The organism is Thalassospira sp. MCCC 1A02898, from assembly GCF_001618185.1.
GTDB lineage: Bacteria > Pseudomonadota > Alphaproteobacteria > Rhodospirillales > Thalassospiraceae > Thalassospira > Thalassospira tepidiphila.
In genome coordinates this window covers 88,498-114,695 of sequence record NZ_LPXK01000014.1, presented here as the reverse complement: position 1 = coordinate 114,695, position 26,198 = coordinate 88,498, and the positions used below count along the sequence as shown (strand labels likewise).

Genomic DNA, 26,198 nt, shown 5'->3' with positions numbered 1-26,198 from the left:
GATCTTTGCCGGACCGTTGCTTGAACTGTTTCTGCTGACAGGAGGTGTCAGGACAGGTCAGGTAAACTTGAGAACAGTGGATATACTCAACTATCTGAATTTTGGGCGCGTTTGCCGTATGGGAGTGTTGATTTTGCAAAAAACTGTTCAGTGGGTTGATTGGGATGGAAAGGGGCTTGAGCACTGTGTCTGTCAGTCTGATCCGGACGGGATAGAGCTTGAAGGAGTCGTGGTCGGGACGCGTCATGGTCATTATGGCGGGTCTTACCTTGTGGTGACGGATGCTGCGTTCGCGACACGCGAGGTCAAGGTAAGTTATGTCGGCGGGGCGCAGATGCATGTGACCTCGGACGGCAAGGGAAACTGGTTTGACTGCATTGCAAAGCGGGAATTGCCGTCTTTGGCTGGGTGCTTTGATGTCGATATCGGCATAACGCCGGCGACAAACATGCTTCCGATCAAACGATTAAAACTCGCCGAGGGCGAAGCGCGGGAAATCTCGGCGGCCTATGTCCCGCTTCTAAGCCAGATAGAGGGTGATTTTCTGCCACGTAGTGCGCCACAGCTTTACACCTGCCTGATCCCGGATCGTCGTTACCGCTATGAGGGGCTGTTTCGCAATTTCTCTGCCGAGCTTGAGATCGATGATATGGGGCTTGTGATCGATTATCCCGATACCTTCCGCCGGGTGTGATGTCGCGTAAAACGGGCAATCGGACTTTGCCGGCCCCCGAAATGTTCCCGCAAAAATCAAAAAAAGTTTTCCCGATTCCCCTTGTGAAAAGGGGGGCATTTGCCCTATATAGGGGCTGTCGGGGCAACCCGACTACGGCGCTAAACTGCGTGACAGAATAGGCTTTACGGACCCGGGGGCGGTACCCGGCGGCTCCACCAAATTTATCGGTTGTCCGACTCAGACAATCTTCGTGGGGCCGAAATAGGATCGACGTGAGCAGTAAAAGTCAATGTGGGCGCTCGGCATGGTACCACCGCATCGGGCCAATGTTTGTAAATGCAAACGACAACAATGCTCCGGTTGCTGTTGCCGCCTAAGCGGTACTAGCACCAAAGCGAAATTCCGATTGCCGGGAGCGGTAATTTGGTGGGGGACGGGGCACCTAGCAACAGAACGCCCCACTCTTGTATTTCTTTCCCGCTTCGTTATGAATAGAGTGATTATCAAACACGCCAAGATGTAATTGGCGTGCAGAGATGCTATATGACAATGACGGGACGCGCTGGACATTGCCGGTGGTTCCGCCAGATACAGGATTACTGATGCAAGAACCGGAAGAATTCCGCTACGATCTTATGGTCGACCAGGCGCTGCGCGGTGTGGTGAAAGATATCCTCGCGCGTGTGGCCGAAGAGGGCCTTTTCGGAGAGCATCACTATTACATCACTTTCCAGACCAACCATCCCGGTGTGGCCCTGCCTGAAAGCCAGCGCAAGGCACATCCAGACAACATCACGGTTGTCTTGCAACACCGGTTCTGGGATCTGAAATCCGAAGATGATCACTTCTCGGTCGGAATGAGTTTTGATGGCATGCCGACCACGGTTGTCGTGCCCTATGACGCGATGCTGGCCTTTGTCGATCCGTCCGCCAACTTCATGCTGACATTCAGCGTCGAAGAAGAAATGGATGACGCAGATTTCGATTATGACGAAGATGATGATCTTGATGCCGATCTGATTGAAGGCGAAGACGGTGCGCCGACGCTCGTGACCGAGCCATCCAAATCGCGCAAAAAACCAAAGCCGGATGCCAATGAAACCGGCGAGGTCATCGCACTTGATGCGTTCCGCAAGAAATAGAAGATTTACAGGGCGGGCTTGATCCGCCCTTTTTCTTTGCCTGATCCCCGTTGATGTTTCCCGCGTCCGGGGCAGGGCGTATTACGCTAATGTATCGTGGCAATTTGATCCATTTGGCGCTAAAACCAGCCACACAAAGAACAAACCCACCTTGTTTTTGAGAGAGACGAGAACCTTCCGATGAGTGATTTTGTCTATAAACCCATGTTTGAGCAGGGGAAGGACACCACCCCTTACCGCAAGATCGGGGACGAGGGTGTTTCGACCGTTGACGTCAATGGCGAGACCTATTTGAAAGTCGAACCCGAGGCGATCGAGAAACTGACCCTTCAGGCGTTCTTTGATTGCTCGCACCTTTTGCGTCCGGGGCATCTCGAACAGTTGCGCAAAATCCTTGATGACGAAGAAGCCACCCCGAATGACAAATTCGTGGCGATGGATCTTTTGAAAAACGCCTCCATCGCATCGGGCGGCGTTTTGCCGATGTGTCAGGATACCGGTACGGCCATTGTCATGGGCAAGCGCGGTGGCAAGGTCATCACCGATGGTTCCGATGAAGAAGCCCTGTCCAAGGGCATCTGGCAGGCCTATCAGAAACACAATCTGCGCTTTTCGCAGGTATCGCCGAAAAACATGTTCGAGGAAAAGAACACCGGCTCGAACCTTCCGGCACAGATTGATCTCTATGCGACCAAGGGCGATGAATACAAATTCATGTTCATGGCCAAGGGCGGCGGTTCGGCCAACAAGACCTTCCTGTTCCAGCAGACCAAGGCGCTTCTGAACCCGGAAAGCCTGCGCAAGTTTCTCGATGAAAAAATCCGCACGCTCGGCACCTCTGCCTGCCCGCCATACCATCTGGCGGTCGTTATTGGTGGTACATCTGCCGAGGCGTGCCTTAAGACCGTGAAAATGGCATCGGCGCGTTATTACGATAACCTTCCGACCGAAGGTGGCGATCATGGTCAGGCCTATCGCGATCTGGAATGGGAACAGAAGATCCTTGAAATGACCCGCGAAATGGGCATCGGCGCGCAGTTCGGCGGCAAGTATTTCTGCCACGACGTGCGTGTGATCCGTCTGCCGCGTCATGGCGCAAGCTGCCCGGTTGGTCTGGGTGTGTCGTGCTCTGCCGACCGTCAGATTCTGGGTAAAATCACCAAGGACGGTATCTTTATCGAGGATCTCGAACATGATCCGGCGAAGTACCTGCCGCAGGTTACCGACGAGCATCTTGATGACGAAGTGGTCAAGGTTGACCTCAACCGTCCGATGGATGAAATCCGCAAGCAGCTGTCGCAATATCCGGTCAAAACCCGTCTGTCACTGACCGGGACCGTGATTGTGGCCCGTGACATCGCGCATGCCAAAATCAAGGAACGCCTTGATGCCGGCGAAGAGATGCCGGAATACCTTAAAAACCATCCGGTTTATTATGCGGGTCCGGCCAAAACGCCAGAGGGCATGCCTTCGGGGTCGTTCGGTCCGACCACGGCTGGTCGTATGGATGCCTATGTCGAACAGTTCCAGGCCGCTGGCGGCTCGTTCGTGATGCTTGCCAAGGGTAACCGGTCAAAGGCGGTCAAGGATGCCTGTGCCAAATATGGCGGGTTCTATCTTGGCTCCATCGGTGGTCCGGCAGCGCGTCTGGCGCAGGATTGCATCAAGAAAGTCGACGTTCACGAATATCCGGAACTGGGCATGGAAGCCGTCTGGAAGATCGAAGTCGAAGACTTCCCGGCCTTCATCGTCATTGATGACAAAGGCAACGATTTCTTCGCCGAATTTGGCATCTGATCAGAAATCAGTTCACTGAATATCCAAACGGCGCGGGGGAAACCTCGCGCCGTTTTTGCTTTGCATAGCTGACCCCAGGTCAAAGGGGTTGCTGCGGTGCGCAAGAAATGCTCTGATTTGGGCAAAATCAACCCCTTACTGGATAACCTGTTATGTCTGAAACTTCCGCGCTCTCTGCCACCGGTGCGACGGAAAGCCGACTGGTTGGTGTGACCGCCGCACTTGCGACGGTTTGCATCTGGGCCGGTTGGCTGATTGCCACCCGCTATGCCATGACGTCAAGCTTTACCGCTGTTGATATTGGCCTGATGCGTTTTGTTGTGCCTTTTGTCCTGCTTGCCCCGATCTGGATTAGAAAAGGCATCTGGCCCAAGGGCCTTTCCGTGACCAATGGTCTTCTGATGATCGTTGGTTCCGGCGCGTTTTACACCCTGATGGTTGCAAGCGCCCTTGAGTTTGTCCCGGCAAGCCATGTTGGCATTCTTTTGCCCGGTGTGATGGCCGTGTGGGCGGTTCTGATTGCCATGCTTTTGTTTGGTGAACGTCCGGGCAAGGTCCGCATCGTTGGTTATACCGCCGTGGTGATTGGTGTGGCCTCCCTGGTTGCGCTCAAACCGGCCGGTGTCATCAGTGATGACATGCTGATGGGCTATGGTCTTGTATCGGCCGGGGCGTTTATGTGGGCGTGCTACACCCATGCCATGCGTCAAAGCGGCCTTGGCGCGCTTGAAGCCGCATCGTTTGTCGGTTTCTGGTCGTTTGTCGTGATGGCGATTATCGCGCTGTTTACCGGTACCACCATTGGCGATGCGCCGGCTGGCGACATCATGATGTTGCTGACAGCCCAGGGACTTCTGGCCGGATGTGTTGCTGTGATTACCTATGGCCTTGCCGTGCGCCATATCGGATCGACCGGTGCGTCCGCATTTGGCGCGATGACCCCGGCCCTGACCGCACTTGGCGGTGTGATCCTGTTGGGGGAACCGGGCAACCTTGCGCTGGTTCTGGCAGTGGTTCTGGTGATCCTTGGCGTGATGACGGCATCTGGTGTGTTTCGTCGCGTACGAATTTAGGCCCGTGAACTGATTGTTTTTCAATCAGGACATTTTCACCATGTGATGAACATCAATTAGGTGTGCTGCACGTGCGAAATATTCTTTTCGCGTGTGCAGCTTTAGGTTATTGTAATGCACGTGATGGCAACGGCGCCACTCACCCAATGATTTATCGGCAGGCAACGAGGCTTGCGCAACTTTGTCAGCGTCTTTTGGTGACGCTCGACGGTTATGCCTCGGAGTTAGTCAAATGCTTGCTGGTTTTATTCGTTCTATTTCCCCTGAAAACGATCCGGAATTTAACGGCCCCAATCGCAAAACCAGCATGACTGATGTCCTGCGGCTGTTGCGGACGGTCAGTGCTGTCGCCGATGAGGCCGCAGACAAGGAAACGGCAGTTACCCAAATCCTTTCGGCAGTCTGCAATTATTGTCATTGGCCGGTTGGGCATGCGTATCTGCGTGTGGATGACAAACTTTCGTCTGCAGGTATCTGGTCAATCAGTTCTTCGATTGCGGCAGGTGACATTGCCGAATTTCGCACCCAGTCCGAACAGACTGTGTTTGCGATCGGGCAGGGTCTTATTGGCGCTGTCGCGGCAACCGGTTCGCCTGTGTGTATCGCCGATGTCACCGTGAAAGACGGCTTTTTGCGTGCTGCGGCGGCGTCCAGAAACGGGTTGCGTGGCTGTTTTGCCCTGCCAGTCAAGCTGGAGGGGCAGACAGAGGCCGTCATTGAATTCTTTAGTCCGGGCGTTGCACAGCTTGATGACGAAATGCTTGAACTTCTGGGGTTTGTTGGCGGGCAGGTTGCGCGTGTGCTGGAACGTGAACGCGTCATTCGGTCGCGTGAGGCCCTGGCATCAAGCTTTGAGTCGCAAGTTCAGGGAACTGTTGGCATGGTGGCGGCGGCTGTCAGTCAAATGCGCGGTGCGCTTGACGTTTTGGCCGACAGCACAGATCAAACCCGCAAATGCAGTAGCGGCATTGATGATGCAACCGGGCGGGCCATTTCACGGATTGAAGACGTCGCAGACCAGATGGAAAGCCTTAAGGATGCGTTGGCCGTCGTTGGTACGGATGCGTCCGAAACCGTCAAGATTACCCACGATATGGGCAGTCAGGCCCGCGAAATGCGCGCTGGATTTGCCGCACTGCAAGATCGGGCTGCCGATGCTGAGAAGATGCTGGCTTCCATTTCTGCCATCGCCGCGCAGACCAAGATGCTGGGCTTGAACGCCTCGATCGAGGCGGCGCGCGTCGGTGAGGCAGGCAAGGGGTTTGCAATTGTTGCCAAGGAGGTCAAAGCGCTTGCAGGCCAGTCTGCCAGTGCGACCGAGGATATCGCCCGCTGGATGAGTGAAATACTCGATGCGATTTCTAAAGCGGGTAACGATATCGAACAGATTGCCGTGGCGATGGATAATCTTCAGAACCGGGCAGAGGCGACAGCGACACAAGCCGATCAGCAAACAGAAACCTGCGTTTCGGTTGCATCATGCGTCGATGCCGCGGTCGCAGACTCCCGCTTGGTTGGTGAGGGTGTCTCGGAAATTACCGCGGCGATCAAACACAGTGAGCACGTATCAAGCGAGCTTGGGAACGCTGCCCATGACCTTGAAAAACAGGGTGCAGAGTTAAGCGCCCGCGTCGAAGCGTTTGTTGGCAAGATACGCATCGCCTAGTGACCTAGGTTGATCCGTTCACCCGATTTTCGACGTGATGGGGGTGCGCCGGGCGACCAGCCGTGCCAGTGGTGGTCCAAAGGCCAGCACCATGAAAAAGCGTGTTGCCTGCAGCACGAGGATGAAGGACAGGTCGACATTCGTGCTGGCCGCGATAATCGCAACAGAATCAAGGCCGCCCGGGCTGGTCGCGAGATAGGCGGTCAGTGGATCAACATCCATGAAATACACCAAAAGCCCCGAGATTCCGGCACAGAAGCCGATCAGAACAAAGATCGATAACAGGATTTTGGGAAGTGCGTGCGCCGCGTGGCGCAGGACCGGCGGGGTGAATTTCAAACCGATCACCCAGCCGATCATGGCGTACGTCAGGCCCAGAAACCATTCCGGCAGGACGACATCGAAGAAACCGCTGACATGCAGGATCATGGTGACAATGATCGGCACCAGAAGCGGACCGGATGGCAAGCGAACTTTTTGGCCGACAAAGCAGCAGGCAAGCACCAGACAGAGTGTCAGGGCAAAACCGGCCGGGTCAAAAGCCGGGAACCAGTCATGGGGGGCCATGGCGGCCAGCGTTTCCGGATCAACCCAGAAATTGGCAACACTGGACGCGACACCGACAACGATCACCACGCGCACATACTGCATGAAGGCGACAAGCCTTGCATCCGCGCCAAAGGCGTCTGCCATGATCACCATGGCCGATGCCGCACCGGGCGTTGATCCCCAGATGCCTGCGGTTCCGGGCAGGACCTGTTTGACGCACAGGATCCAGCCCAAAAAGCTGCTGGCAAGCAAAGTGATGCCGGTAACGCCAAGGATCATCGGCCAGTCCGTGGCAAAGGATGTCAAAATCCCGATGGTCATTGAGCCACCGATCATCACGCCCAAAACCGATTGTGCGCCAAGATAAAGTTGCTTGGGGGCGGCAATGGTTGCGCCGTTGGTGCCCATCAGAATGCCAATGATCATCGGCCCCACCAGAAGTGAGGCAGGGACTTGCCAATGATGGAGCAGAACCGAAAACACGACGGAGGTGGAAATCAGCAATAACCACTGGACCGGTTTCGGCAGACGGCCAAGCCGTTCTTTGGGGGGATTTATGATCGGTGACGTTGGTTCGGATGACACGATGCGGCCTTTGTCATTTATGGAAGGCATCTGATCGCGGGTGGCGCGATGTGATGGCGTGCTGTCGCCTGTGGGGCGGCGTCAAGGTGGGGATCACAATTATAGCCAGCTTGTGCGATGGATGCGAGTATTTGCGTGATCCCGTCGGATGAAGGCCATGTCGGACTTGGAGAATATTGGCGGGTTCTGTATGACGATAAGCAATATGCGGCAGATTGTGGGGAACCTGTTTTGAGCACCGATCCGATCCATTTTCAGTTTGATGGCGATGAAAATGCAGCTGCAACGATTGTTCTGGCCCATGGGGCAGGGGCAGCCATGGATAGCCCGTTCATGAACGAAATGGCGGGCGAACTGGCCAAGGTGGGCCTGCGCGTTGCACGCTTTGAGTTCCCCTATATGGCCAAACGCCGAATTGATGGCAAAAAGCGTGGGCCGGATCGGGCACCGGTTTTGATCGAGTATTACAGTGAAGTTGTTCGCGCACTCGGCGGGCCAGAGAAGTTGATCATCGGCGGAAAATCCATGGGCGGACGGATCGCCAGCATGGTGGCAGATGATCTTGGTGTCGCCGGTCTTGTCTGCCTTGGCTATCCTTTTCATCCACCGGGCAAACCTGAAAACCTGCGTACAGAACATCTTAAAACCCTGAAAACGCCGAGCCTGATTTGTCATGGCACGCGCGATCCGTTTGGCAGTCCGGATGAGATTGCAGGTTACGGGCTTTCGGATCGTATTGCCCTTCACTGGGTTGAAGACGGCGAACATGACTTCAAGCCGCGCAAAAGTTCCGGACGTACCCAAAGCCAGAACATCGCCGATGCCGCGACGGCGATATCCCGTTTTGCAAAGATGCTCGGTTAAAAGAAACGGCCCGCCACTTGGGCAGGCCGTTGGCAGAAGGTTTGCGGGGCTTGGTGCGCGAGGGAGGTCAGGCAAGTACGCCTTCGCCGGTTTCCTTGAACTGCTGGGCATACTCCGGAGAAAGTTCGGCGGTGGCACTTGCGATGTCGATGCGTACGCCATTGGGATCAAGAAGGGCAAAATGGCGCTGGCCCCATGGTTCATCGCGAAGATCAAGGGCGAATTCAAACCCGGCTTTACGCAATTCATCTGCCGCATCGCGGGCTTCTTCAACCTCCAGCGTCAGAACCGTTCCTTCGCCGATGGTGGCCGCCTGGAACATGGGCGGCTGGGTTTCGTGACCTTGCTTCATCAGGCCAAGCTGAACGGATGGTGCGGACGGCCAGACAAGCTGGCAATACCAGTCACCGTCAAAGACCGGTGTGAAGCCGAGTTTTTTGTAAAAGGCGCGGCTTTGGGTGAATTTTTCGGTGATGATGATCTGATAGGCGTTGGTGACTTTCATCGTCATGCTCCTGACGTTGGGGGTTAATCCTGTCCCGATTTGTCAATGGTTGCACATCCCTCCTGACAGGAGCCTGTCAGGAGCGGTATGATAATTTTTCGGGCAGGATGACAAAGGAGTGATCATGAGACGGGCTGACCGATTATTTCGCCTTGTTCAAATCTTGCGCCGACGCAAACTGTGCCGCGCATGTGACCTGGCCGAGGAACTTGAAGTTTCTGAACGCACCATTTACCGCGACATTCGCGACCTTGCCGCATCGGGTGTTCCGGTCGAGGGGGAGGCGGGCGTCGGCTATATCCTGCGCGATGGGTATGACCTGCCGCCGCTTATGTTTGATGCCGACGAGATCGAGGCACTTGTTGTTGCCGCCCGCATGGTTCAAAGCTGGACCGACCCGCAAATGGCGCGTGCCGCCGGTGATGCCCTGACCAAGATCGAGGCGGTGCTGCCCGAAAAAATCCGTGGTTTGGTTGGTGGTGTCCCGATTGCGATTGCCGAAATTGCGCAGGAACCGATTGCCATTTCGATGCCGGACCTTAGGCGCGCCATCCGAGAACGGTTTCTGATTGATATCGATTACACCGATGCAAAGGGCGACAATACCCGTCGCCGGGTCTGGCCACTTGGCATGTTGTTTTTTGGCAGTACGTGGCTTCTGGCCAGCTGGTGCGAGTTGCGCGAGGCCTTTCGCGTTTTTCGGGCCGACCGTATTGCGCATATGGAAATATCGACATCGCGCTTTCGCCCGGTTCCGGGGCGGTCATTGCGTGATTATCTGATTTCCGAAGGTGTTGAAGGCGAGATCCTTAATGGCATCGGTCGATAGCGAGTTCGTTCTGCTGGTGTCAGAGCTGCTGGCACCTTTGGGGCATATCCGGCCCAGACGGATGTTTGGCGCCGTCGGGCTTTATTGTGACGGCGCCTTCTTTGCGATCATTTCCGATGATGTCCTGTATCTCAAAGGAGACGCACGGACCAAGAACCGGTTTGATGCGATGGGGATGCAGCCATTTGCCGTGCCGTCGGGAAGGCCGGTGACCCTGTCTTATTTCGAAGTGCCCGGTGAATGGCTTGATAACGAAGAACAACTTGTTGAATTTGCCTCTTTGGCGCTTGGGGCTGCGCGCCGTTCACAGGCGCACAAGGGTCGAACTGCCAAGACGTAACCAGACCTTGGCCAAAACAAACAGATCCCGGGATATTCCGGGCAGGTGTGTTTAGACGCCGCTTGCAATCAGTGATGTTCGGTCGCACTTTTCCTGTATAGTATTTTTTCGGGATAAAGAACGCGTTAGGTCTGGGACAAGTGGCAGCCGGTAGTTTCTGGCAAGGTTTTGCCGACACGTTAAAAATTCGGACAGACAAGCCGGAACTGTTGCGCGCGCAGGTTGGTGCCCTTTCGCGTCAGATACCTGTCCTTTATATGCTGCTGCTGGCCAACGCAGTTGCCCTTGCCTATACCCATTACGGAACAGCACCCGACTGGATGACAGTCCATGCGGTGATTGTTCTCGGTGTCATTTGTATTTTTCGGGCGGTTGCCTGGAACCGGGCCCGCGTTGATATCGATGACATTGATGTCTGTATCAAACATCTGAAGCGCATCAGGGTGCTGGCGGTGGTGATATCCGTCCTGTTCACCCTTTGGGCGATCACGATGTTTGATTATGGCGACGCCTATCAGCGCGGTCACGTTGCCTATTTCATATCGATCACCGTTGTTGGCTGTATTTTCTGTCTGGTGAATTTCCCGCCTGCGGCATTGCTGGTTGTGGCGATTGTGCTGGGCACCTTCGTGTTCTTCTTCGGGACCAGCGGCAACGAAGTCTATGTCGCGATCGCGGTCAATATGGCGCTTGTGTCGTTGATGATCATTCAGATCATCCGAAGCTTCTATGCCAATTTTTCTGGCCTGATCCAGACCCAGAACGACCTTGAAGCACAGCACCAGACGATGATCGAACTGTCGCGCCAGAACGAGGCATTGGCGCTGATTGATCCGTTGACCGGTTTATCCAACCGCCGGGCTTTTTTTTCCGTGCTGGAAGATACAGTGAATGCCGCCACCAAAAATGAAGCATTCGCGGTGGCGATGATTGATCTGGACGGGTTCAAGCCGGTCAATGACGTGCATGGGCATCCGTCGGGCGATGAACTGTTGCAGCAGGCGGGCAGGCGGCTTCGCAAAGTGCTTGGTCACGATACGCTTCTGGCGCGCTTGGGCGGGGATGAGTTCGGATTATTGCTTAAGGGCTATGACGACGCACTCGAACTGATTGCGCTCGGCAAGGAGCTTTGTGACGCGCTCAATCGCCCGTTTGTGCTGAATGGTGTGACCGTGCAGGTTTCGGCATCACTGGGGTTTGCGACCTATCCCACAGTGGCGCGCAGCCCGAACGGCCTGTTCGAACGTGCTGACTTTGCGCTTTACCATGCGAAAAAGAATGCACGCGGCGAGGCGGTTTTGTTTGCCGCCCACCACGAAACATTGATCCGCCATGACTCCCAGATCGAACAGGCGCTGCGCAAGGCGGATTTATCGACTGAGCTCAGCCTGCATTATCAGCCGGTATTTGATATTCGTTCCGGGCAGGTAAGCTCGCTTGAGGCGCTTGCGCGTTGGGAAAGTGCCCAGATGGGGGCGGTTTCACCAGGCACGTTCTTTCCGGTGGCAGAAAAGACCGGCCAGGTCGGTTTTCTGACACGGGTTCTGTTCGAAAAACTGATGGTCGATATGCAGGACTGGCCGCAAAACCTGCCTGTATCGTTTAACCTCTCGGCGCGCGATATTGTTCTGTCCGACACTGTCGAGTGGCTCATCGACGAGATCCAAAAGCATCGCATCGACCCGGGAAGATTGACCTTTGAAGTCACTGAAACGGCGTTCTTGCGTGATTTTGAGGCCGCCCGGACCAGCATCCGGTATCTGCGTGATCATGGCGCGCGCATCGCCCTTGATGATTTCGGCATCGGTTATTCCAGCCTGCGCTATGTCCACGAACTTGAATTTGATGTGCTCAAGGTCGATCGCAGCTTTGTCGCCCCGCTGTCGCATAACGAACGCAGCCGCCGTATCGTCAAGACGGTGATTGATATGTGCCAGAACCTTGGCATCGATTGCGTGCTGGAAGGGATCGAAAACGACAGCCAGCGCGATGTGATCATCACGTTGGGTGGTCGGTTGATGCAGGGGTACTTCTTTGCCCGCCCTGTTCGCGAAGTCAAACTTGATGCGTTGGCCGAAGGTGTTGGCAAGTGACTTCGGGCCAAGTGCCGTAAACCTCGGCCCTTGGACGCGATAAGCTGCGACTCGGTTAATCTTCCTGCAACCAGATGGCGCTACTCTGTCAAAAGCGGGAACGGTATTTTGTGAAATGGCACAACCACCGGTCCCGATTTTTGGCGGGAACGAGGCCGTTGACCATGTCGTCGCAGACAGAGATTTTGCAAACATCCGCAATGGCGATTACGGGCAATATCGAGCTTGCCCTGGAAATCCGCACCCGTCTGCGCGGTCTTATCGACAGTCTTCCCGACCAACCCGCCCGCCTTCGTGTGCTGGGCCACGTTTTGCTTGATCTTGGTCTTTGTGATTTTGCACTGAACGCGTTTGGCCGGGCGTTGCTGATTGATGATCTCGATGGGGCGACCCATCTGGGCCTGACAAGGGTTTATATCCAGACCGGCCGACGTGACCTTGGGCTTGAACATCTTGAAATCGCCATCAGCCTGCGCCCCGATGCGCGGGAGTTGCGCGTGCTTGCGGCTGATTTGCTGGGATGCCGGGACAAAATGCGCGCACTTGATCAACTCGGTGCTGTTCTTGCCGCTGAACCCGATCATGCCGGTGCGCGCAAGGGGCTTGCCAACCTGATACGCACCGTGGTTGCAAGCCGTATGCATACCGTTTCGCATGATGACCGCGAGACCAGACCGCAACCGACATTCGATCACACACAGGTCATATGGGGAGATGTCCAGCCGTTTGGCGACCTCATCCAGTCCACGATCGGTCGTGGGTGCCGCGTTTCCTGATCTTGCAGGTGCCTAGCCAGCAGACGGGATATTGGCTGCTTGCAGGGAAACGATCGTGAAATCATCATCAAGCTTTGCCGGTGCACGGTCCATGAACTGATCGGCAATCTGTGCGGCAAGGTCAATGTCACGACCGCCTTCCAGGACGGTGTCTTGCAACATCTTGAGCAAGCCTGCCTCACAGAGAAACTGACCATTGTCCAAAGTTGTTTCGATCAGTGCATCGCTGTAAAGCAGCAGGAAGCTGTCCTTGTCGAACGGGACTTCGCGGGTTTCATAGCGGGCGTCCCTGATAACACCAAGTGGCACCCCCGAACCATCAAGATAGCGTGCCTCGCCGGTCGCAGTGTTGCCCAAAACAGGTGACGTGCAGGCGGCACTGGCATAGGCGAACGTGTTGTTCTGTCGATCAACGATTCCATACAGCATTGTCGCATATTGCCCGACAGGCAAAAGCCCCTTGAGATGACGATTAAGCCGTTGCAAATACACATCCGGCGTCTGATCGTCGACTTGTTCTGACCATATCAGGGAATGCAGGCGGAAGGTGTTGAGTGCCGCACCAAGCCCGTGGCCGGCGAAATCAACGATATAAACGCCAAGCCGATGGGCATCAATTGGTACTAACCCCCACATATCGCCACCGAGTTCCGAGGACATCTGGAATGTCGCACTGATCCGCATGCCGTAATCCATGCCGACCCCACGATAGTGTTCCGGTGTCGGGTTCAGGTTTTCCTGCATGTTGCGCGCTAGTTCCAGTTCCGACTGGGTGCGTGCCTGATAGGCCTGAAGTTGCTGCACCAAAAGCCGGTTTTCGAGGTGGATCTTGGTGCGTGCGATCAGTTCTGCCTTGTTGAGCGGTTTGAGGATGAGGTCCGTCGCCCCGTCATCGAAAATGCGCGTGCGCCCTTCGTTCTCCTCAAGGGCGGTTTGGGCGATGATCGGTGTTTTTGCGAAGGCAGGATCAGCACGGACGGCCTTGCATACGGCATAACCGTCCAGTTTCGGCATGATGATATCAAGAATGATCAGATCGGGATTATGCGCCTTTATCTGGGCAATCGCATCTTCGCCATCCTTGGCAAAAACCAGATTGGTAAACCCGTCAGCCCGAAGATAGGACGCAATGATTTCACGCGATAACAGGGTATCGTCGGCAATCAGGATCGTCGCGTTCTGTGCAATGCGCAGTGCATCGGGCGACGTCGTCAGGCGCGTTTCAAGATCATTGAGGAATGCCGTGTCGCCTAACGCCGTCGTGCTTTGACTGTCATCAAAAGTCAGTTCGATCGTTCGGCCATCCCGCAGAAAATTCACAGAGTGACACAGGCTTCTGATCAGGGGGAGGCCGCGGCCAAAGGTCGTGTCCTTACGCGAAATCGGGGCAGTTGCGTTTGCATCAGGCGGTGAAAATCCGTTGCCCTGATCATTGATGGTGATGACGACTTGGCCATTTTTACGCCGACGCGCTGTCAGGATAATTGCACGGGCGCCATGATGGCCGGATGCAAGGCGGCGTTCGGTTTCTTCGCCGAGCTCCTTGAAGCGATCCATGGATAGATGGCCGCCGGTTGCAAGTTCCAGATTGCCATGTATGAGCGAGTTGGCGAATGCTTCCTGCACGGCCATTTCAACCGAGGACGCGATGCCATCACCAATCAGACCGCGATGGCGAAGGCTGGTCACAAATTTGCGCGCCACCGGCAAATGATAGGCGCTGCGTGTTGAAAGACAGACCAGCAGGTCATGTTTTGGTAGTGATTTCTTACCGACCAGCGGTGCCAAGTCTTCAAGGTCGAGTTCGGAGAAACATTCAACAAAGGTGTCGCAATTTAGACGGATCAGGCTGCCAAGCCAGTCGCGACCGACCTGTGAAGGCAAAATACAAAATGAAAACCGCCGTTGGCTGGAAAAATCCTCGGGCGATTGCCCGGATATGTATTTGGCTGCAGCTTCCGTCGCGTCCCAAAGGTTTATGCCAGCTACAAGCTTTGACAGGTCGTCTTGCGCGACGGAGTGCGGCACGGCAACCAAGTACTTTGCACGTGAGTCTCGGCCAACAGGCATTGATTAGTTTTCCAGCTGGAACAAGGTATCAAAGCGGGCAACTTCAAGCATGCGCTTGACCTGTCCCTGTGCGCCACGCAGGATAACGTTTGTATTGGATTTTTCGCCCTCGTCGCGTGCAAGCAGCAACATGCCAAGACCGGCAGAGTCAATGAAATCGACACCGGAAATGTCCAGAACAAGCGTGGACGAGCCATGTCCGCGAACTTCTTCGATCAGTTTGCGAAAGCTCGAATGATCGCCGAATGTGAAGCGACCGGTCACTTCGACTGTGGTTGTTCCATTGGCGAAATCTGTCTTGTAATTCAAGTCTGGACTCTCCTTGAAGCGTTTGGCCAGTGGCGGAAACCCGGCCAAGACTATGCTTTTCTTAACGTTAATCTGATTGTGTATGGTTTGGGTAGTGACTGCAATACATGTTAGTAGTTGTGAGATGAGCAACACTATCGGTATGCTGACCTACATTGGTATATCGGGATACGAACAAGAAAATGCCAGAGCAGGCACGCATTGTAATTGTGGAAGATACGCTGTCGCTGGCGCGCGTGTATCAGGATTACTTGCGTGCCGATGGTCATGTTGTTGATCACGTCGTCAGCGGCACAAACGCCATAGAACGTTTGCGCCATGATCCGCCGGATGTCCTTGTTCTGGATCTTATTTTGCCCGATATGGACGGGCGCGAGGTTCTTCGCGCTGCCGCGCAAATCGCACCGGATTGCAAAATTGTTGTTATCACGGCCCACGGGTCGATCAATGTCGCGGTCGAGGCGATGCGCGAAGGGGCATGGGATTTCCTGTTAAAACCCTTCACTGCTGACAAGTTACGCGACACCGTGACAAAGGCGATCAAAGGTGCGCCCGCCCTTCAGACTGCACCGGATATTGATCTGGAAAGTCCCGATGCCGACGAGATGTATTTCGACATCATCGGCGGGTCGGAAAACATGCGTGATATCTATCGCATTATCGAAAATGCTGCCCCCAGCCGTGCGACTGTCTTTATCACCGGTGAGTCCGGTACGGGTAAGGAACTTGCCGCCGAGGCAATCCATCGTCGTTCGGAACGGGCAAAGGATCCGTTCATTCCGCTGAACTGCGGTGCCATTCCCAAAGATCTTATGGAAAGCGAGATTTTCGGTCACGTCAAAGGGGCGTTTACCGGTGCTGTTTCCGACCGCGAAGGGGCGGCACATCGTGCGGATGGCGGCACGCTGTTTCTGGACGAAATTTGCGAAATGGACCTGGACCTGCAGACCAAGCTTCTGCGCTTTATCCAGACCGGGTCATTCCAGAAAGTCGGCGGCAGTTCGATAGAAAAGGTTGATGTGCGCTTTGTCTGTGCGACCAACCGCGATCCACTTGAAGAAGTGCGTTCCGGTCGTTTCCGCGAAGATCTTTATTACCGTTTGCACGTTATTCCGCTGCACATGCCACCTCTGCGTGATCGCGATAACGATATCCTGCAAATTGCCAATTTCTATCTGCAACGCTTCACGCGCGAGGAAGGCCGCGATTTCGAACGGTTCAGTCCCGAAGTTTCCGCCCTGTTTGCACGGTATTCCTGGCCGGGCAATATTCGCCAATTGCAAAATATCATCCGTAACATTGTTGTGCTCAATAACGGGACCGAGGTGGCGCTTTCAATGGTGCCAAGACCGGTCAATAGCGGCACTGATGGTGACCAGTTCGGGTCAGGGACGATTGAAGCCCCGCCACCCCATCCGGTTGTTTCAAATGAGCCGGGCGGCCCCGGACGTCATTGGGCCGGTGATCCGGAGGCGCTGGCCTTTCTTGCCGGTGCCCGACAAATGCGAAAGGTCGTCGAAAACCATAATTCCGGGCGCAGTAACCAACTGCTTGGTACTGGTGCGGGGGGCAACTTTGGGGGCGAAGATCAAGCAGCATTGTCGCCCTCAGCATCCGGGTCCGGAAGGCTTGGATTTGGCGAGATCAAGCCGCTTTGGCAGGTTGAAAAACAGGCAATCGAAGAGGCGATCGAGCGTTGTGGCGGATCCATCCCGCGTGCAGCCGATGCCCTGGGGGTCAGCCCGTCAACAATCTATCGTAAAAAGCAATCCTGGGAAGAAAGCGGCCTTTAGGTCATTTTAGCGGTTTGCGTTGAGCCAATCTGCCATCGCGTCTTCAATGCGCTTCCAGTCTATACCAGTTCCGGGCAGGCCAAGCCGAACCTTGTTTGCATCATGATCAAATAGCCGGACCAGAATACCCCGGTGTCCAAGGTGGTCTGCCAAAGCAACACAATCCTTACCGTCGTAGTAGCGGAAAAGATCGGTGCCGCCAGATAGAGCCAGTCTGCTGTTCTTGGTGATGAGATCATCAAGCCGCGCTGCGTCTGCCGTCAGACGTGTTCGGCTTTGCTGCTGCCAGTGCGTATCGGAAAAAGCTTGTGCGCCAACGACCATCGTCGGGCCAGGAATGGCCCATGGCCCAATGCGGCTTTCAAGATCAGTTGCAAGGTTGCAATCCATGACGGCACAGCCAAGCCGCGCCCCGGCAAGGCCAAAAAACTTGCCAAATGAACGCAACACAACGGTGTTTTGCAACTGATCAATCTGCGAACAAACCGATTGGTCCGGTTGGCAATCCATAAAGGCCTCATCGACCACAAGCCAGCAACTGCGCGCATCGGCAAGTTTGCCCAGCTTGAAGATATCGTCAGGGGCAAACATGGCCCCGTCCGGGTTGTTGGGATTGACCAGGATAACGACGGTTCCCGTTTCGGCAGTGCTCAGAATATCGGTGGCCTTGGCAATCCTGTCAGCCGGATCGGTTTGGTGGGTTTGGCAATGGTACCCGGCACGTCGCCAGCACCGTTCATGTTCACCGTATGTCGGGCCCATGACATGGACGTTTTTGGTTGCCTGATCTGCCATGCGGTCTTTCAGCCAGAACGGGATCATCTGGATCAGGGCCTGTGTCCCCGGGGCGCAAATGAGATGATCTGTCGTCGGCAGGGTGTAATACTGCTTGGCCGCCGCTTTCAGGCCATCAAGCTCCGCGGTGAGAGGCAGGCGTTGCCAGTGCGCATTTTCAATATCGGGAACCGGATAGGCTATTGGATTGATACCCGTCGATAAATCCAACCAGTCGCTTGTTGGAATGCCATACCGGTTTGCCGCCCGATCAACTGCGCCACCGTGATTGATCGGCGGTTGTTTTTTTGGCGTGATATGGCTGTTTGTCATGATGGGGCCAAGCCTGATCGAAAGTGAACTGTCTGTGGTTTGGATCAAGTTTCCGCGCTTGCCATCGCGGAGAGTGCTGCGTATCGTCCGGCCATCCTCAATACCGGACATTTTCCCATGATCACAGCCCAAAATGCCACAGACATTCAGGTATGGCAGAAGCTTAACCCGCAACTGTCGATTTCCAACGGTGTAAGTCCGGGCACCGAAATCGCGGAAATTGGTGCCGATAAAGCTGGTTTTGACGGGGGCGCACTTTCTGAACGGTTTTGGGATGAGGGTTATTTCCTGATCCACGATGTTTTGGCGGCAGGCGAGCTTGAAAAGCTTCGTAGCGGGATTGAAGTGCTTGTTGCCAATGGCCTGCCACCCGCGCTGATATACCTTTATGATGAAGCGTGGGATGTGTTTCGTCGGTTACGCCCGCTTCTGACCCACTTTCTGGGCGATCGGATTGCGCTTTTGCCGCACTTCTGGGCGTGGCATGTCGATCCCGATGCTGATGGAAGCGGTTGGCCACCGCATCGCGATTATCAGGGTGAAAGTACGATTGGCGATGAGATGCTGATCAGTCTTTCTCTTTGGGTGCCGTTGAGCAATGCCACGCCTGAAAATGGCTGTATGCATGTTTTGCCCCGCAATTTCGAGAAAGGTTACCCGGCACCGGTTTCAGAGCCGGGGGAGGTTCGTCTTCAAGACATTCGCGCCCTTCCGGCCAAGCCTGGTGCGGTGATGGGCTGGCGACAGGATCTTTATCATTGGGGGGGGCGGGCAAGCCCGTATGCTTTCGAACCGAGGATCAGCCTGTCGCTTGAATTTCAGAATGCTGCCTTTGATCCGCTTGCCGATCAATTGTTGGGTCTTGATCATCCTCCGGTGTTTTTGGATCGTCTGGCGTTGATTGCCAAGCAGTTTGAAAAATACCGTCATATGCAATCAATGGATGCCGAAACCCTAAAATGGGCAAATGACGTTGTGGACGCCTGTGCTACGATTAACCATATGCAGTAAAAGCCGGAATCCCCCGATATTGGTACGGGTTGAGTGGTGTTGTGCCAGACGTGATACTGCCATGGGCTACACAGAAAGGTTTGTCGATGGAATTGATTGATAACGCCCGTTTTAACGAGTTGTGCCAGGCCCTTGGCAAGGATCAGGTATTGCTGCTGGTGAATTTGCTCCCGGCGTCCTACGACGAAGAGCGCGCCCGACTGATCGAGGCTGCGGCTACGAAGGACCTTGATGGTATCAAGCGGTCTGGACACGCCATCAAGGGGATGGCCAGAAACATGGCGGCGCCCGAACTTGCAGAAGCTGCATTGGCATTTGAGCGTTTCGAAGGTGATTTAGATCCCGCGCTTGATGACAAGATCAAGGAACTCGACGGGATAACACAGCGGACAGTTGGCGCCATGCGCGCGCTTCTTGCCACGCAATAGCTGTTATCTGTTGTTTCAGTAGTGTGATTAACCCCAAAGGCAGATCAACCGGATCTGCCTTTTTCATTATTTTTGCGAGATTACTCAGTTTGTTACGCCGTTTAGCGATGAAAAATGCATTCCGGGGAATAGAAAATCAGTCAATTCCCCCTACATGAAATCTAGAACGGATTTTCATCCACCAGCACTGTACACAGTGCCAAGACTGCTTGTGACCGTCCCAACATGGAGGCAACAGTGGCGAGCTTTAACAAAATTTCTGGGCAAACAGATCAGGAAACTTCTGCAAAGCGACTTCACGCTGCGCCAAGTTATGACAAGTGGCGTCGAGATGATCTGTATCATTTGGCCGCGCAGAAAGGCATACAGAACCGGGCCAAAATGTCGAACAAGGAATTGGTCGAAGCGTTGAAGCGTACGCAATCAACCGGCGGCTGATATCGCGTTTATTTTACCTCGATTTTGCAAAGAACCGGTTCCCATCCTGACATCAAGTATGTATACCATCGTATATTATAACTAGCCGGTCGGGGTGGAGGGCGCTTGTTGCTTCCGCCACCGTTTGCAACTGTGGCATGGCGCGAGCATGCACGCGTTGCCGGTTTGAAGCGATGTATTATAAATCGAGGTATGCCTAAGTGGGTTGTTTAGTCCGACGCTGTAGCCCGCAGCAAAAAGAGCAAGAACAGAAAATTGGTTTGAAGTCGTGCGCGGTGGTTTTGCTTTTCGTGCTTATGCTTTGGTGCATGCCATTGGCAACCCCACAAGCGACGGAGCATGACGCCACTGACGTTCCAACACGCGTCGCCTTTATCAATCCGGGGTATGGGGATCGCGGTTTCTGGAAAGATGTGCGCGACACCATGCAGGCGGCTTCAGATCAGTTTGGCTATGAACTGATCGTTTTTGATAGCAACCGCGACAGCAAGATGATGATCGAAAGTGCGCAGAAGGTTTTTGCCCTTGAACCCGCGCCTAATTACATCATTGCCGTTAACGAACATCAGCAGGGAACGCGCATCGTTCTGGAAGCAGAAGAACGGGGCATCCCGGTCATCATGTTGCTCAATGACCTGACAAAAGAGCAAAAGAACGCATATGGCTATCCGGGCAGGGACTTTGATCACTGGATATTCTCCCTGACGCCGGATAACGAGCGTGCTGGATACGACATCGCCAAATCCCTGATCGATAATGCACGTCTTCAAGCCGAAAATCGGCAACCAGCGCCGCTATGCCTGTTATCCATCGCCGGGGACAGCAAGACGCCAGCCTCGCTTCAGCGACTGCAGGGACTTGATCACGCGCTTAGTCGTTTTCCGCTTCTTCGCGAACAGCGTCGTCTGGTGGCAAACTGGTCATACGATGAGGCATATCGTCAGACAGAAAACTGGCTTAGACGGGGCGGGTGCGTCGATGCGGTCTGGGCTGCCAATGATGACATTGCGCTGGGTGCAATTGCGGCTCTGGAGAAAGCAGGGCGGAAACCCGGGAAAGATGTCTTTGTCGGTGGGCTGAACTGGTCACCGGCTGGGTTGCGCAACGTCGCAGACGGCAAGATGACCATGACCCACGGGGGGCACTTCTTTGCCGGCGCATGGGTCATGGTATTGCTTCATGATTACATCCATGGCGTTGAATTTCTTTCCCATCATCCCGAAATCTCATTCAGGATGGAGGCGATCACACGCGAAAACATATCTCACTTTGTCGATGTCCTGGGCAGCAGGGATTGGAACAGCTTGGATTTCAAGGATTTTAGTATTGCCAATTCCCCATTCGGCACAGAGTATAACTTTGTGTTACATCCTGGCGATGGCATGCGTGAATAGCAAAAGCCATCATCAGGTAACTCTTTAGAAAGACAAGGTCGAGACGCTTGGCACGAGAACCAGACGAAAAGCATTTTGATGATCTTGCCGGGATGCGATTGGGCAGCACAATTGCGGCTCGTCAGTTAAAATACTCTCTTTTTCTGGCTGTTGCTCTTGGCCTCATCATCGTCGCCATTCGCGGATATCAGGATTATCTCTGGCTCGAAGGCGTCTATCAGCAGAGCAACCAGCGTATCTTTTCCTCCAGTGCGCCTGTCGCAACTGAAGTCATGATCAAGCGCGACCGCGAACTGGCCAATATTATGGTGCGCGGGATGCTCAACAATCGGTCCATTGCACGCGTTATTCTTACCAACGCCGATGACGGTATCTTTTTTGAGTTAAAACGGCCCGCTGGCGAAATACCAGTCTCGCGCTGGGCCGAGAAGATGTTTGGCGGACTGCAAACCATCACAGTTCCGGTGCGCGACCCCGAACGCAAACCTGTTGCCACCATTGGCGAGATGGTGATTGAGCTTAATCCACAGGTTTATGTGAACGCCTACATGACGCGTCTTTCGTGGTCTTTCCTTGCGACCATGATTTTGGCGGCGGTGATGGCCCTTTGTTTTGCGGCAATGAGTTACTTCGTTTTCTCACGACCCGTGATCCGGCTTGGAAACTATATCGTTAACGCGAACCCGACAGACGATAGTCGCCCGCTTCAGATGCCGCCTGAACATCGTCATGACGACGAGGTTCAGTTGCTTGGTTCGGTGACGGTCGGGCTTTTCGGAATGATCCGCAAGCAAGTAGGGGAATTGCGCAGAGCGCGCGACGAACTGCAGAATGCGAACATCACTTTGGAAGAACGTGTCGCGCAGCGTACAGAAGAACTCAATTCCGCGATGCAAAAGCTTGAAGTGCTTGCGTCAACGGATCCATTGACCGGGTTACCTAACCGTCGTGCCTTTCTGGGCAGGTTGGAAGACGCTGTTGCCGTCTGGCGGCGCAGGAACACGCCTGTATCTTTCATTCTTCTTGATATCGACCGTTTCAAGGCGCTGAACGATACCTATGGCCATCAGGCTGGTGACGCGGTTCTGGTTGCCTTGGCAGAAACACTTAGAACAACACTGCGCTCCATTGATATTCCGGCGCGCATGGGCGGTGAAGAGTTCGCTGTCTTGCTGCCGGGGGAGGAATTGCAGGGGGCGATGATCCTGGCTGAACGTTTGCGTAAGGGCCTGGAGCAGAACAGTGTCGACTATGGCGGTAGCAAGCTTTCCTTTACATCAAGCTTTGGGGTGTCGGGCTTGCCGTCTGCACAGGGTATGGACGAATTTGATCAGGACGTTGCCGCGCAATTTGGTGTTCTGAGGAACTCGGAAAGCACCGATATCCCGGGGATATTGTACTCGTTGGCGGATCGGGCACTTTATGATGCCAAGGCAGCCGGGCGTAATCAATGCAAGCTGGCTGACTTCAGCACGCTTTCGGAATTCAAAGACCAGTTCCCGTTTGATCATTGATCGGAAAGTGCGCATGCGTCGCCGGATGTTTGTGCATCAGGAATGCGTGTCTTTAATTCCGGCCGTCGTCGTTACCTTGCCGGGAAATCCGGATGTCGCGGTGGATCGATACGCTCATCAAAAGCCCGAAGCTGACCAGAATGGTCATCATCACTGTGCCGCCATAAGACACAAGCGGCAACGGCACGCCGACCACCGGGATCAGTCCCATCACCATGGCGATGTTGATAAAGACATAAAGGAAGAAGGTCGAGGTCACACCGATGGCGACAAGGCGTCCAAACTGGTTTTGACAGCGCAGGGCGATGACATAACCATAGGTGATCACCAGCGCATAAAGGCCCAGCAACGCCATGCCACCGACCAAGCCGAATTCTTCGCCCAGCATGGTGAAGATAAAGTCGGTCTGTTTTTCCGGCAGGAAGTTCAGATGGCTCTGGGAGCCCAACATGAACCCTTTGCCAAACAGCCCGCCAGACCCAAGCGCGATCTTTGATTGCGTAATGTGATAGCCCGCACCCAGCGGATCATTTTCCGGGTTCAGGAAGGTCAGAACGCGGTTCTTCTGATATTCGCGCAAGAACTGCCAACCAATCGGAATGGCCGCAAGTGCCGTGCCGAGAACAAGCGCGAACTTCCAGATGCGCACCCCAGCCAGCCAGAAAATCACACCACCCCCGGCAATCAGAAGCAACGTGGTGCCAAGGTCAGGTTGGCGCAAAACAAGGGCAGAGGGCGCAAGAACCATCAAGATCGGCGGAATCAAAAGCGGGATACGACCGACATCTTCGGTCGTCAAACCATGGAAATACCTTGCAAGTGCCAGAACCAAAGAGATTTTCATCAGTTCGGACGGCTGCAACTGGAAGAAACCCAGATTGATCCAGCGCTGTGCACCCATGCCGATATCGCCCTTGATTTCGACCGCTACCAGTAAAATGAGCGCAACAAAATACGAGAAATAGGCAAGCTTCAGCCAGACGCGTATATCGGTTACCGCGATGATGATCATCAGTGCCGCGCCGACCGCAAAGCGCATCATCTGGCGTTCGGCCCAGGGTTGCAATGATCCGTTGGCCGCTGAATAGAGCATGGCAAAGCCGATGCCAGATAGGGCTGCGATCAAAAGAACAAGCGTCCAGTTCAGCAACAACAACCGGCGGCCAATCGGCACATAATCCGGGTCTTCACCAATGCGAAATCTGCTTCCTGCCATGGCTTAACCCTCGTCCTGATCGCTGTGGGCCGGATTGCGCCGGAGATTTGCACTATTGGGCTGGTCAGCGGCCGAGATGCCCTGACGCGCAGATTGCAGTTCCTGCGCTTTTAGCAGCAGGTCACGGACAATCGGGCCCGCAACACTCGAACCGCCGCCGCCATGTTCGACCACCACTGAACAGGCATAACGTGGGTTATCGACCGGCGCAAATGCAACAAACAGGGCGTGGTCACGGTATTTCCACGGCAAGTCATTGTTATCAAGCACGCCCGTGGTTTGGCGTTCACGCATGGTGATGCGGCGAACCTGACTGGTACCACTTTTGCCAGCCATTTCCATGCCCTTGATGGCGATCCTTGCGCCATGGCCTGTGCCGCGCAATTCGTTGGTCACGCCGTTCATTGCGTCACGAATTCGGGCGAGGTTGGCGCGACTGACCTGAAGTTCCGGGAACTCTTCGGCCTGGCGGCTGGTAATGCCTTCGGGGGTGACGTTGTCACGCGTCAGGTGCGGGCGCACCGCCTTGCCGGAGGCCAGACGTGCAGTCATTGTGCAAAGTTGCAACGGCGTTGCCAGAACATAGCCCTGCCCGATAGAGGCGATAAGTGTTTCACCGCCCTGCCAGCGTTTGCCAAGCTGGATTTCCTTCCAGTCCTTGGTCGGGATCAGGCCGCTACGTTCGTTGGGAAGGTCAATGCCGGTATCTTCGCCAAGGCCAAGCTTGTTTGCCATGGCCGCAATGCGGTCGATCCCGATTTTCTGGGAAATTTCGTAGTAATAGACGTCACAGGAATGCTTGATTGAGTCATGCATGTTCATCCAGCCATGACCACCGCGTTTCCAGCAGTGGAAACGTGCATTCCCAAGATCAAGATGCCCGTTGCAGAAGAATTTCTGGTTGGGCGAAATAATGCCTGCTTCCAGTCCGGCAAGTGCGACGCACATCTTGAAGGTCGAACCGGGCGCATAGGTGCCGTTCACAGCCTTGTTGGAAAGCGGTGCATACGGGTTGTTGACCAGACTGTTCCAAAGCTTGTGCGAAATGCCATTGGTAAAGGCGTTCGGGTCATAGGCCGGGTGCGACGACAGGGCGAGCACTTCACCATTATGGATGTCCATGACCACGGCGGCGGCACTTTCCTGATCCGAAAGTCGCTGATTGGTGTAGCGCTGCAATTCAAGATCAAGCGTCATGACAACCGTGTTGCCGCTGTCACCTTCTTCGCGTTCCAGTTCGCGAATAACGCGGCCCAGTGCGTTGACTTCGACCTGACTGGTGCCAGCCGTGCCACGCAGTGCCAGGTCATAAACCTTTTCAATGCCGTTTTTGCCAATGGTAAAGCCGGGCAGTTCCAAAAGCGGATCGCCTGTAAGTTCCTTTTCAGATACCGCGGCAACATAACCCAGCGTGTGGGCAAGGTGCGGTCCTTCGGGATAGTCGCGTGATCGTCCGGCATCAATGATCAGGCCGGGAAGGTCGGGGGCATTAACGCCGACGCGTGCGACCTCATCCCATGTCAGGTTATCGCGCACTGTGACCGGAACAAACGAACGCCGACGGGCCGCATCGCGTTCGACGCGCTCGATGGTGTCGGGGCCAAGCTCGATGATCTGATCCAGGATTTCAAGCGTGCGGCGGACATCGGGGGTCTGTTCGCGCACGATCATGATGTGATAATTCTGCCGGTTTACGGCAAGCGGTGCACCGAAACGATCGGTCACCAGTCCACGCGGCGGTGGCAGCAGGCGGTGCGAAATACGGTTTTCATCGGCCAGCGTCTGATAGCGGTCGCTTTCAAGGACCTGCAGGTAGTACATGCGCGCGGCAAGACCAGTCAGCAATACACCCTTGCCCGCACCCAGCATCAGGGCGCGTCGGGTAAACAGTCTGAACCGGTCTGAGTCACGATGCCACATGGGCGTTGGATACCTGTATTTCGTCAGTAGCCGCAAGGCCGAGTGTTCAATTTCTGGCCCGTTCTATCCCGGTTGATCAGGGATTAAAACAGCCTTTCCCCAT

General features: G+C 54.7%; 23 protein-coding genes and 1 other RNA gene. 17 read left to right on the top strand and 7 right to left on the bottom strand.

What is annotated here, in order from left to right:
* Positions 1-133 precede the first annotated feature (133 nt).
* The 6 genes from AUQ41_RS19970 (at position 134) to AUQ41_RS19945 (ending at position 6,354) form a co-directional block, all read left to right on the top strand.
* Complete coding sequence (locus AUQ41_RS19970) at positions 134-694, top strand: putative glycolipid-binding domain-containing protein (protein ID WP_232308486.1); 561 nt, start codon at positions 134-136, stop codon at positions 692-694.
* Between the two features lie 77 nt (positions 695-771).
* Positions 772-1,139: a transfer-messenger RNA gene (gene ssrA, locus AUQ41_RS19965) on the top strand.
* Between the two features lie 139 nt (positions 1,140-1,278).
* On the top strand, positions 1,279-1,818 hold the full coding sequence (locus tag AUQ41_RS19960; protein ID WP_008892065.1) for an SspB family protein: 540 nt from the start codon (positions 1,279-1,281) through the stop codon (positions 1,816-1,818).
* Between the two features lie 180 nt (positions 1,819-1,998).
* Complete coding sequence (locus AUQ41_RS19955) at positions 1,999-3,615, top strand: fumarate hydratase (RefSeq protein ID WP_063090306.1); 1,617 nt, start codon at positions 1,999-2,001, stop codon at positions 3,613-3,615.
* A 152-nt stretch (positions 3,616-3,767) separates the two neighbouring features.
* A complete protein-coding gene (locus tag AUQ41_RS19950) occupies positions 3,768-4,688 on the top strand; it encodes a DMT family transporter (RefSeq protein WP_063090304.1) in 921 nt (306 codons plus the stop codon).
* A 232-nt stretch (positions 4,689-4,920) separates the two neighbouring features.
* Complete coding sequence (locus tag AUQ41_RS19945; protein WP_063090302.1) at positions 4,921-6,354, top strand: methyl-accepting chemotaxis protein; 1,434 nt, start codon at positions 4,921-4,923, stop codon at positions 6,352-6,354.
* An 18-nt stretch (positions 6,355-6,372) separates the two neighbouring features.
* Here the strand turns inward: AUQ41_RS19945 and AUQ41_RS19940 are convergent, their stop codons facing one another.
* Positions 6,373-7,488 (bottom strand): AbrB family transcriptional regulator, encoded by a 1,116-nt coding sequence (locus tag AUQ41_RS19940; protein WP_232308485.1) that lies wholly within the window; start codon positions 7,486-7,488, stop codon positions 6,373-6,375.
* 117 nt (positions 7,489-7,605) lie between these two features.
* Between AUQ41_RS19940 and AUQ41_RS19935 the strand changes: the two genes are divergently transcribed.
* Positions 7,606-8,352 carry an alpha/beta family hydrolase gene (locus AUQ41_RS19935; protein WP_232308484.1) on the top strand — a complete coding sequence of 249 codons (747 nt, stop codon included), beginning with the start codon at positions 7,606-7,608 and terminating at the stop codon, positions 8,350-8,352.
* Positions 8,353-8,419: 67 nt separating this feature from the next.
* Here AUQ41_RS19935 and AUQ41_RS19930 read toward each other — a convergent pair whose 3' ends face one another.
* The gene (locus AUQ41_RS19930; protein WP_063090301.1) at positions 8,420-8,857 is read right to left on the bottom strand and encodes a VOC family protein; all 438 of its coding nucleotides are present in this window, start codon (positions 8,855-8,857) and stop codon (positions 8,420-8,422) included.
* Positions 8,858-8,981: 124 nt separating this feature from the next.
* Here AUQ41_RS19930 and AUQ41_RS19925 point away from each other — a divergent pair, with 124 nt between their 5' ends.
* The 4 genes from AUQ41_RS19925 to AUQ41_RS19910 all read left to right on the top strand — a co-directional run bounded on the left by AUQ41_RS19925 (position 8,982) and on the right by AUQ41_RS19910 (position 12,895).
* The gene (locus tag AUQ41_RS19925) at positions 8,982-9,686 is read left to right on the top strand and encodes a YafY family protein (protein WP_008892071.1); all 705 of its coding nucleotides are present in this window, start codon (positions 8,982-8,984) and stop codon (positions 9,684-9,686) included.
* Positions 9,670-10,026: a TfoX/Sxy family protein gene (locus AUQ41_RS19920; RefSeq protein ID WP_063090300.1), complete on the top strand. Its 357-nt coding sequence runs from the start codon at positions 9,670-9,672 to the stop codon at positions 10,024-10,026. The genes AUQ41_RS19925 and AUQ41_RS19920 overlap by 17 nt, the downstream gene beginning before the upstream one ends.
* Positions 10,027-10,166: 140 nt before the next feature.
* Positions 10,167-12,119, top strand: coding sequence for a bifunctional diguanylate cyclase/phosphodiesterase (locus tag AUQ41_RS19915; RefSeq protein ID WP_063090299.1), 1,953 nt, complete (start codon positions 10,167-10,169; stop codon positions 12,117-12,119).
* A gap of 164 nt (positions 12,120-12,283) precedes the next feature.
* The gene (locus AUQ41_RS19910; RefSeq protein ID WP_063090297.1) at positions 12,284-12,895 is read left to right on the top strand and encodes a hypothetical protein; all 612 of its coding nucleotides are present in this window, start codon (positions 12,284-12,286) and stop codon (positions 12,893-12,895) included.
* 12 nt (positions 12,896-12,907) lie between these two features.
* Here the strand turns inward: AUQ41_RS19910 and AUQ41_RS19905 are convergent, their stop codons facing one another.
* Together AUQ41_RS19905 and AUQ41_RS19900 are read right to left on the bottom strand one after the other, a co-directional pair.
* On the bottom strand, positions 12,908-14,965 hold the full coding sequence (locus AUQ41_RS19905) for a SpoIIE family protein phosphatase (RefSeq protein ID WP_063090295.1): 2,058 nt from the start codon (positions 14,963-14,965) through the stop codon (positions 12,908-12,910).
* Between the two features lie 3 nt (positions 14,966-14,968).
* Positions 14,969-15,274 (bottom strand): STAS domain-containing protein, encoded by a 306-nt coding sequence (locus AUQ41_RS19900; protein WP_063090454.1) that lies wholly within the window; start codon positions 15,272-15,274, stop codon positions 14,969-14,971.
* 182 nt (positions 15,275-15,456) lie between these two features.
* Between AUQ41_RS19900 and AUQ41_RS19895 the strand changes: the two genes are divergently transcribed.
* A complete protein-coding gene (locus AUQ41_RS19895; protein WP_063090293.1) occupies positions 15,457-17,067 on the top strand; it encodes a sigma-54 dependent transcriptional regulator in 1,611 nt (536 codons plus the stop codon).
* Positions 17,068-17,073: 6 nt separating this feature from the next.
* On the opposite strand, the gene cobD is transcribed toward AUQ41_RS19895, so the two are convergent.
* Positions 17,074-18,174 (bottom strand): threonine-phosphate decarboxylase CobD, encoded by a 1,101-nt coding sequence (gene cobD / locus AUQ41_RS19890; RefSeq protein WP_232308483.1) that lies wholly within the window; start codon positions 18,172-18,174, stop codon positions 17,074-17,076.
* A gap of 117 nt (positions 18,175-18,291) precedes the next feature.
* On the opposite strand from cobD, the gene AUQ41_RS19885 reads away from it, so the two are divergent.
* From AUQ41_RS19885 to AUQ41_RS19865, 5 genes are all read left to right on the top strand, one after another.
* Positions 18,292-19,185, top strand: coding sequence for a phytanoyl-CoA dioxygenase family protein (locus tag AUQ41_RS19885; protein WP_232308482.1), 894 nt, complete (start codon positions 18,292-18,294; stop codon positions 19,183-19,185).
* 86 nt (positions 19,186-19,271) lie between these two features.
* Positions 19,272-19,613, top strand: coding sequence for an Hpt domain-containing protein (locus AUQ41_RS19880; RefSeq protein ID WP_063090289.1), 342 nt, complete (start codon positions 19,272-19,274; stop codon positions 19,611-19,613).
* 237 nt (positions 19,614-19,850) lie between these two features.
* Positions 19,851-20,051, top strand: coding sequence for a hypothetical protein (locus tag AUQ41_RS19875; protein ID WP_063090451.1), 201 nt, complete (start codon positions 19,851-19,853; stop codon positions 20,049-20,051).
* A 308-nt stretch (positions 20,052-20,359) separates the two neighbouring features.
* Positions 20,360-21,445 (top strand): ABC transporter substrate-binding protein, encoded by a 1,086-nt coding sequence (locus AUQ41_RS19870; protein ID WP_232308481.1) that lies wholly within the window; start codon positions 20,360-20,362, stop codon positions 21,443-21,445.
* Positions 21,446-21,492: 47 nt separating this feature from the next.
* Positions 21,493-22,959 (top strand): GGDEF domain-containing protein, encoded by a 1,467-nt coding sequence (locus AUQ41_RS19865; RefSeq protein WP_063090285.1) that lies wholly within the window; start codon positions 21,493-21,495, stop codon positions 22,957-22,959.
* A gap of 52 nt (positions 22,960-23,011) precedes the next feature.
* Here the strand turns inward: AUQ41_RS19865 and rodA are convergent, their stop codons facing one another.
* Positions 23,012-24,175, bottom strand: a complete 1,164-nt coding sequence (gene rodA, locus AUQ41_RS19860) for a rod shape-determining protein RodA (protein ID WP_063090283.1) — start codon at positions 24,173-24,175, stop codon at positions 23,012-23,014.
* A 3-nt stretch (positions 24,176-24,178) separates the two neighbouring features.
* Complete coding sequence (gene mrdA, locus AUQ41_RS19855; protein ID WP_063090281.1) at positions 24,179-26,095, bottom strand: penicillin-binding protein 2; 1,917 nt, start codon at positions 26,093-26,095, stop codon at positions 24,179-24,181.
* Positions 26,096-26,198 lie beyond the last annotated feature (103 nt).

What these genes read in the sequence shown, in the direction of transcription:
- AUQ41_RS19960 (WP_008892065.1), top strand. Translation starts at nt 1,279, where the DNA reads ATGCAAGAACCGGAAGAATTCCGCTACGATCTTATGGTCGACCAGGCG.
- AUQ41_RS19955 (WP_063090306.1), top strand. Translation starts at nt 1,999, where the DNA reads ATGAGTGATTTTGTCTATAAACCCATGTTTGAGCAGGGGAAGGACACC.
- AUQ41_RS19950 (WP_063090304.1), top strand. Translation starts at nt 3,768, where the DNA reads ATGTCTGAAACTTCCGCGCTCTCTGCCACCGGTGCGACGGAAAGCCGA.
- AUQ41_RS19945 (WP_063090302.1), top strand. Translation starts at nt 4,921, where the DNA reads ATGCTTGCTGGTTTTATTCGTTCTATTTCCCCTGAAAACGATCCGGAA.
- AUQ41_RS19935 (WP_232308484.1), top strand. Translation starts at nt 7,606, where the DNA reads ATGGATGCGAGTATTTGCGTGATCCCGTCGGATGAAGGCCATGTCGGA.
- AUQ41_RS19930 (WP_063090301.1), bottom strand. Translation starts at nt 8,857, where the DNA reads ATGAAAGTCACCAACGCCTATCAGATCATCATCACCGAAAAATTCACC.
- AUQ41_RS19925 (WP_008892071.1), top strand. Translation starts at nt 8,982, where the DNA reads ATGAGACGGGCTGACCGATTATTTCGCCTTGTTCAAATCTTGCGCCGA.
- AUQ41_RS19920 (WP_063090300.1), top strand. Translation starts at nt 9,670, where the DNA reads ATGGCATCGGTCGATAGCGAGTTCGTTCTGCTGGTGTCAGAGCTGCTG.
- AUQ41_RS19910 (WP_063090297.1), top strand. Translation starts at nt 12,284, where the DNA reads ATGTCGTCGCAGACAGAGATTTTGCAAACATCCGCAATGGCGATTACG.
- AUQ41_RS19905 (WP_063090295.1), bottom strand. Translation starts at nt 14,965, where the DNA reads ATGCCTGTTGGCCGAGACTCACGTGCAAAGTACTTGGTTGCCGTGCCG.
- AUQ41_RS19895 (WP_063090293.1), top strand. Translation starts at nt 15,457, where the DNA reads ATGCCAGAGCAGGCACGCATTGTAATTGTGGAAGATACGCTGTCGCTG.
- cobD (WP_232308483.1), bottom strand. Translation starts at nt 18,174, where the DNA reads ATGACAAACAGCCATATCACGCCAAAAAAACAACCGCCGATCAATCAC.
- AUQ41_RS19885 (WP_232308482.1), top strand. Translation starts at nt 18,292, where the DNA reads ATGATCACAGCCCAAAATGCCACAGACATTCAGGTATGGCAGAAGCTT.
- AUQ41_RS19880 (WP_063090289.1), top strand. Translation starts at nt 19,272, where the DNA reads ATGGAATTGATTGATAACGCCCGTTTTAACGAGTTGTGCCAGGCCCTT.
- AUQ41_RS19870 (WP_232308481.1), top strand. Translation starts at nt 20,360, where the DNA reads ATGCCATTGGCAACCCCACAAGCGACGGAGCATGACGCCACTGACGTT.
- rodA (WP_063090283.1), bottom strand. Translation starts at nt 24,175, where the DNA reads ATGGCAGGAAGCAGATTTCGCATTGGTGAAGACCCGGATTATGTGCCG.
- mrdA (WP_063090281.1), bottom strand. Translation starts at nt 26,095, where the DNA reads ATGTGGCATCGTGACTCAGACCGGTTCAGACTGTTTACCCGACGCGCC.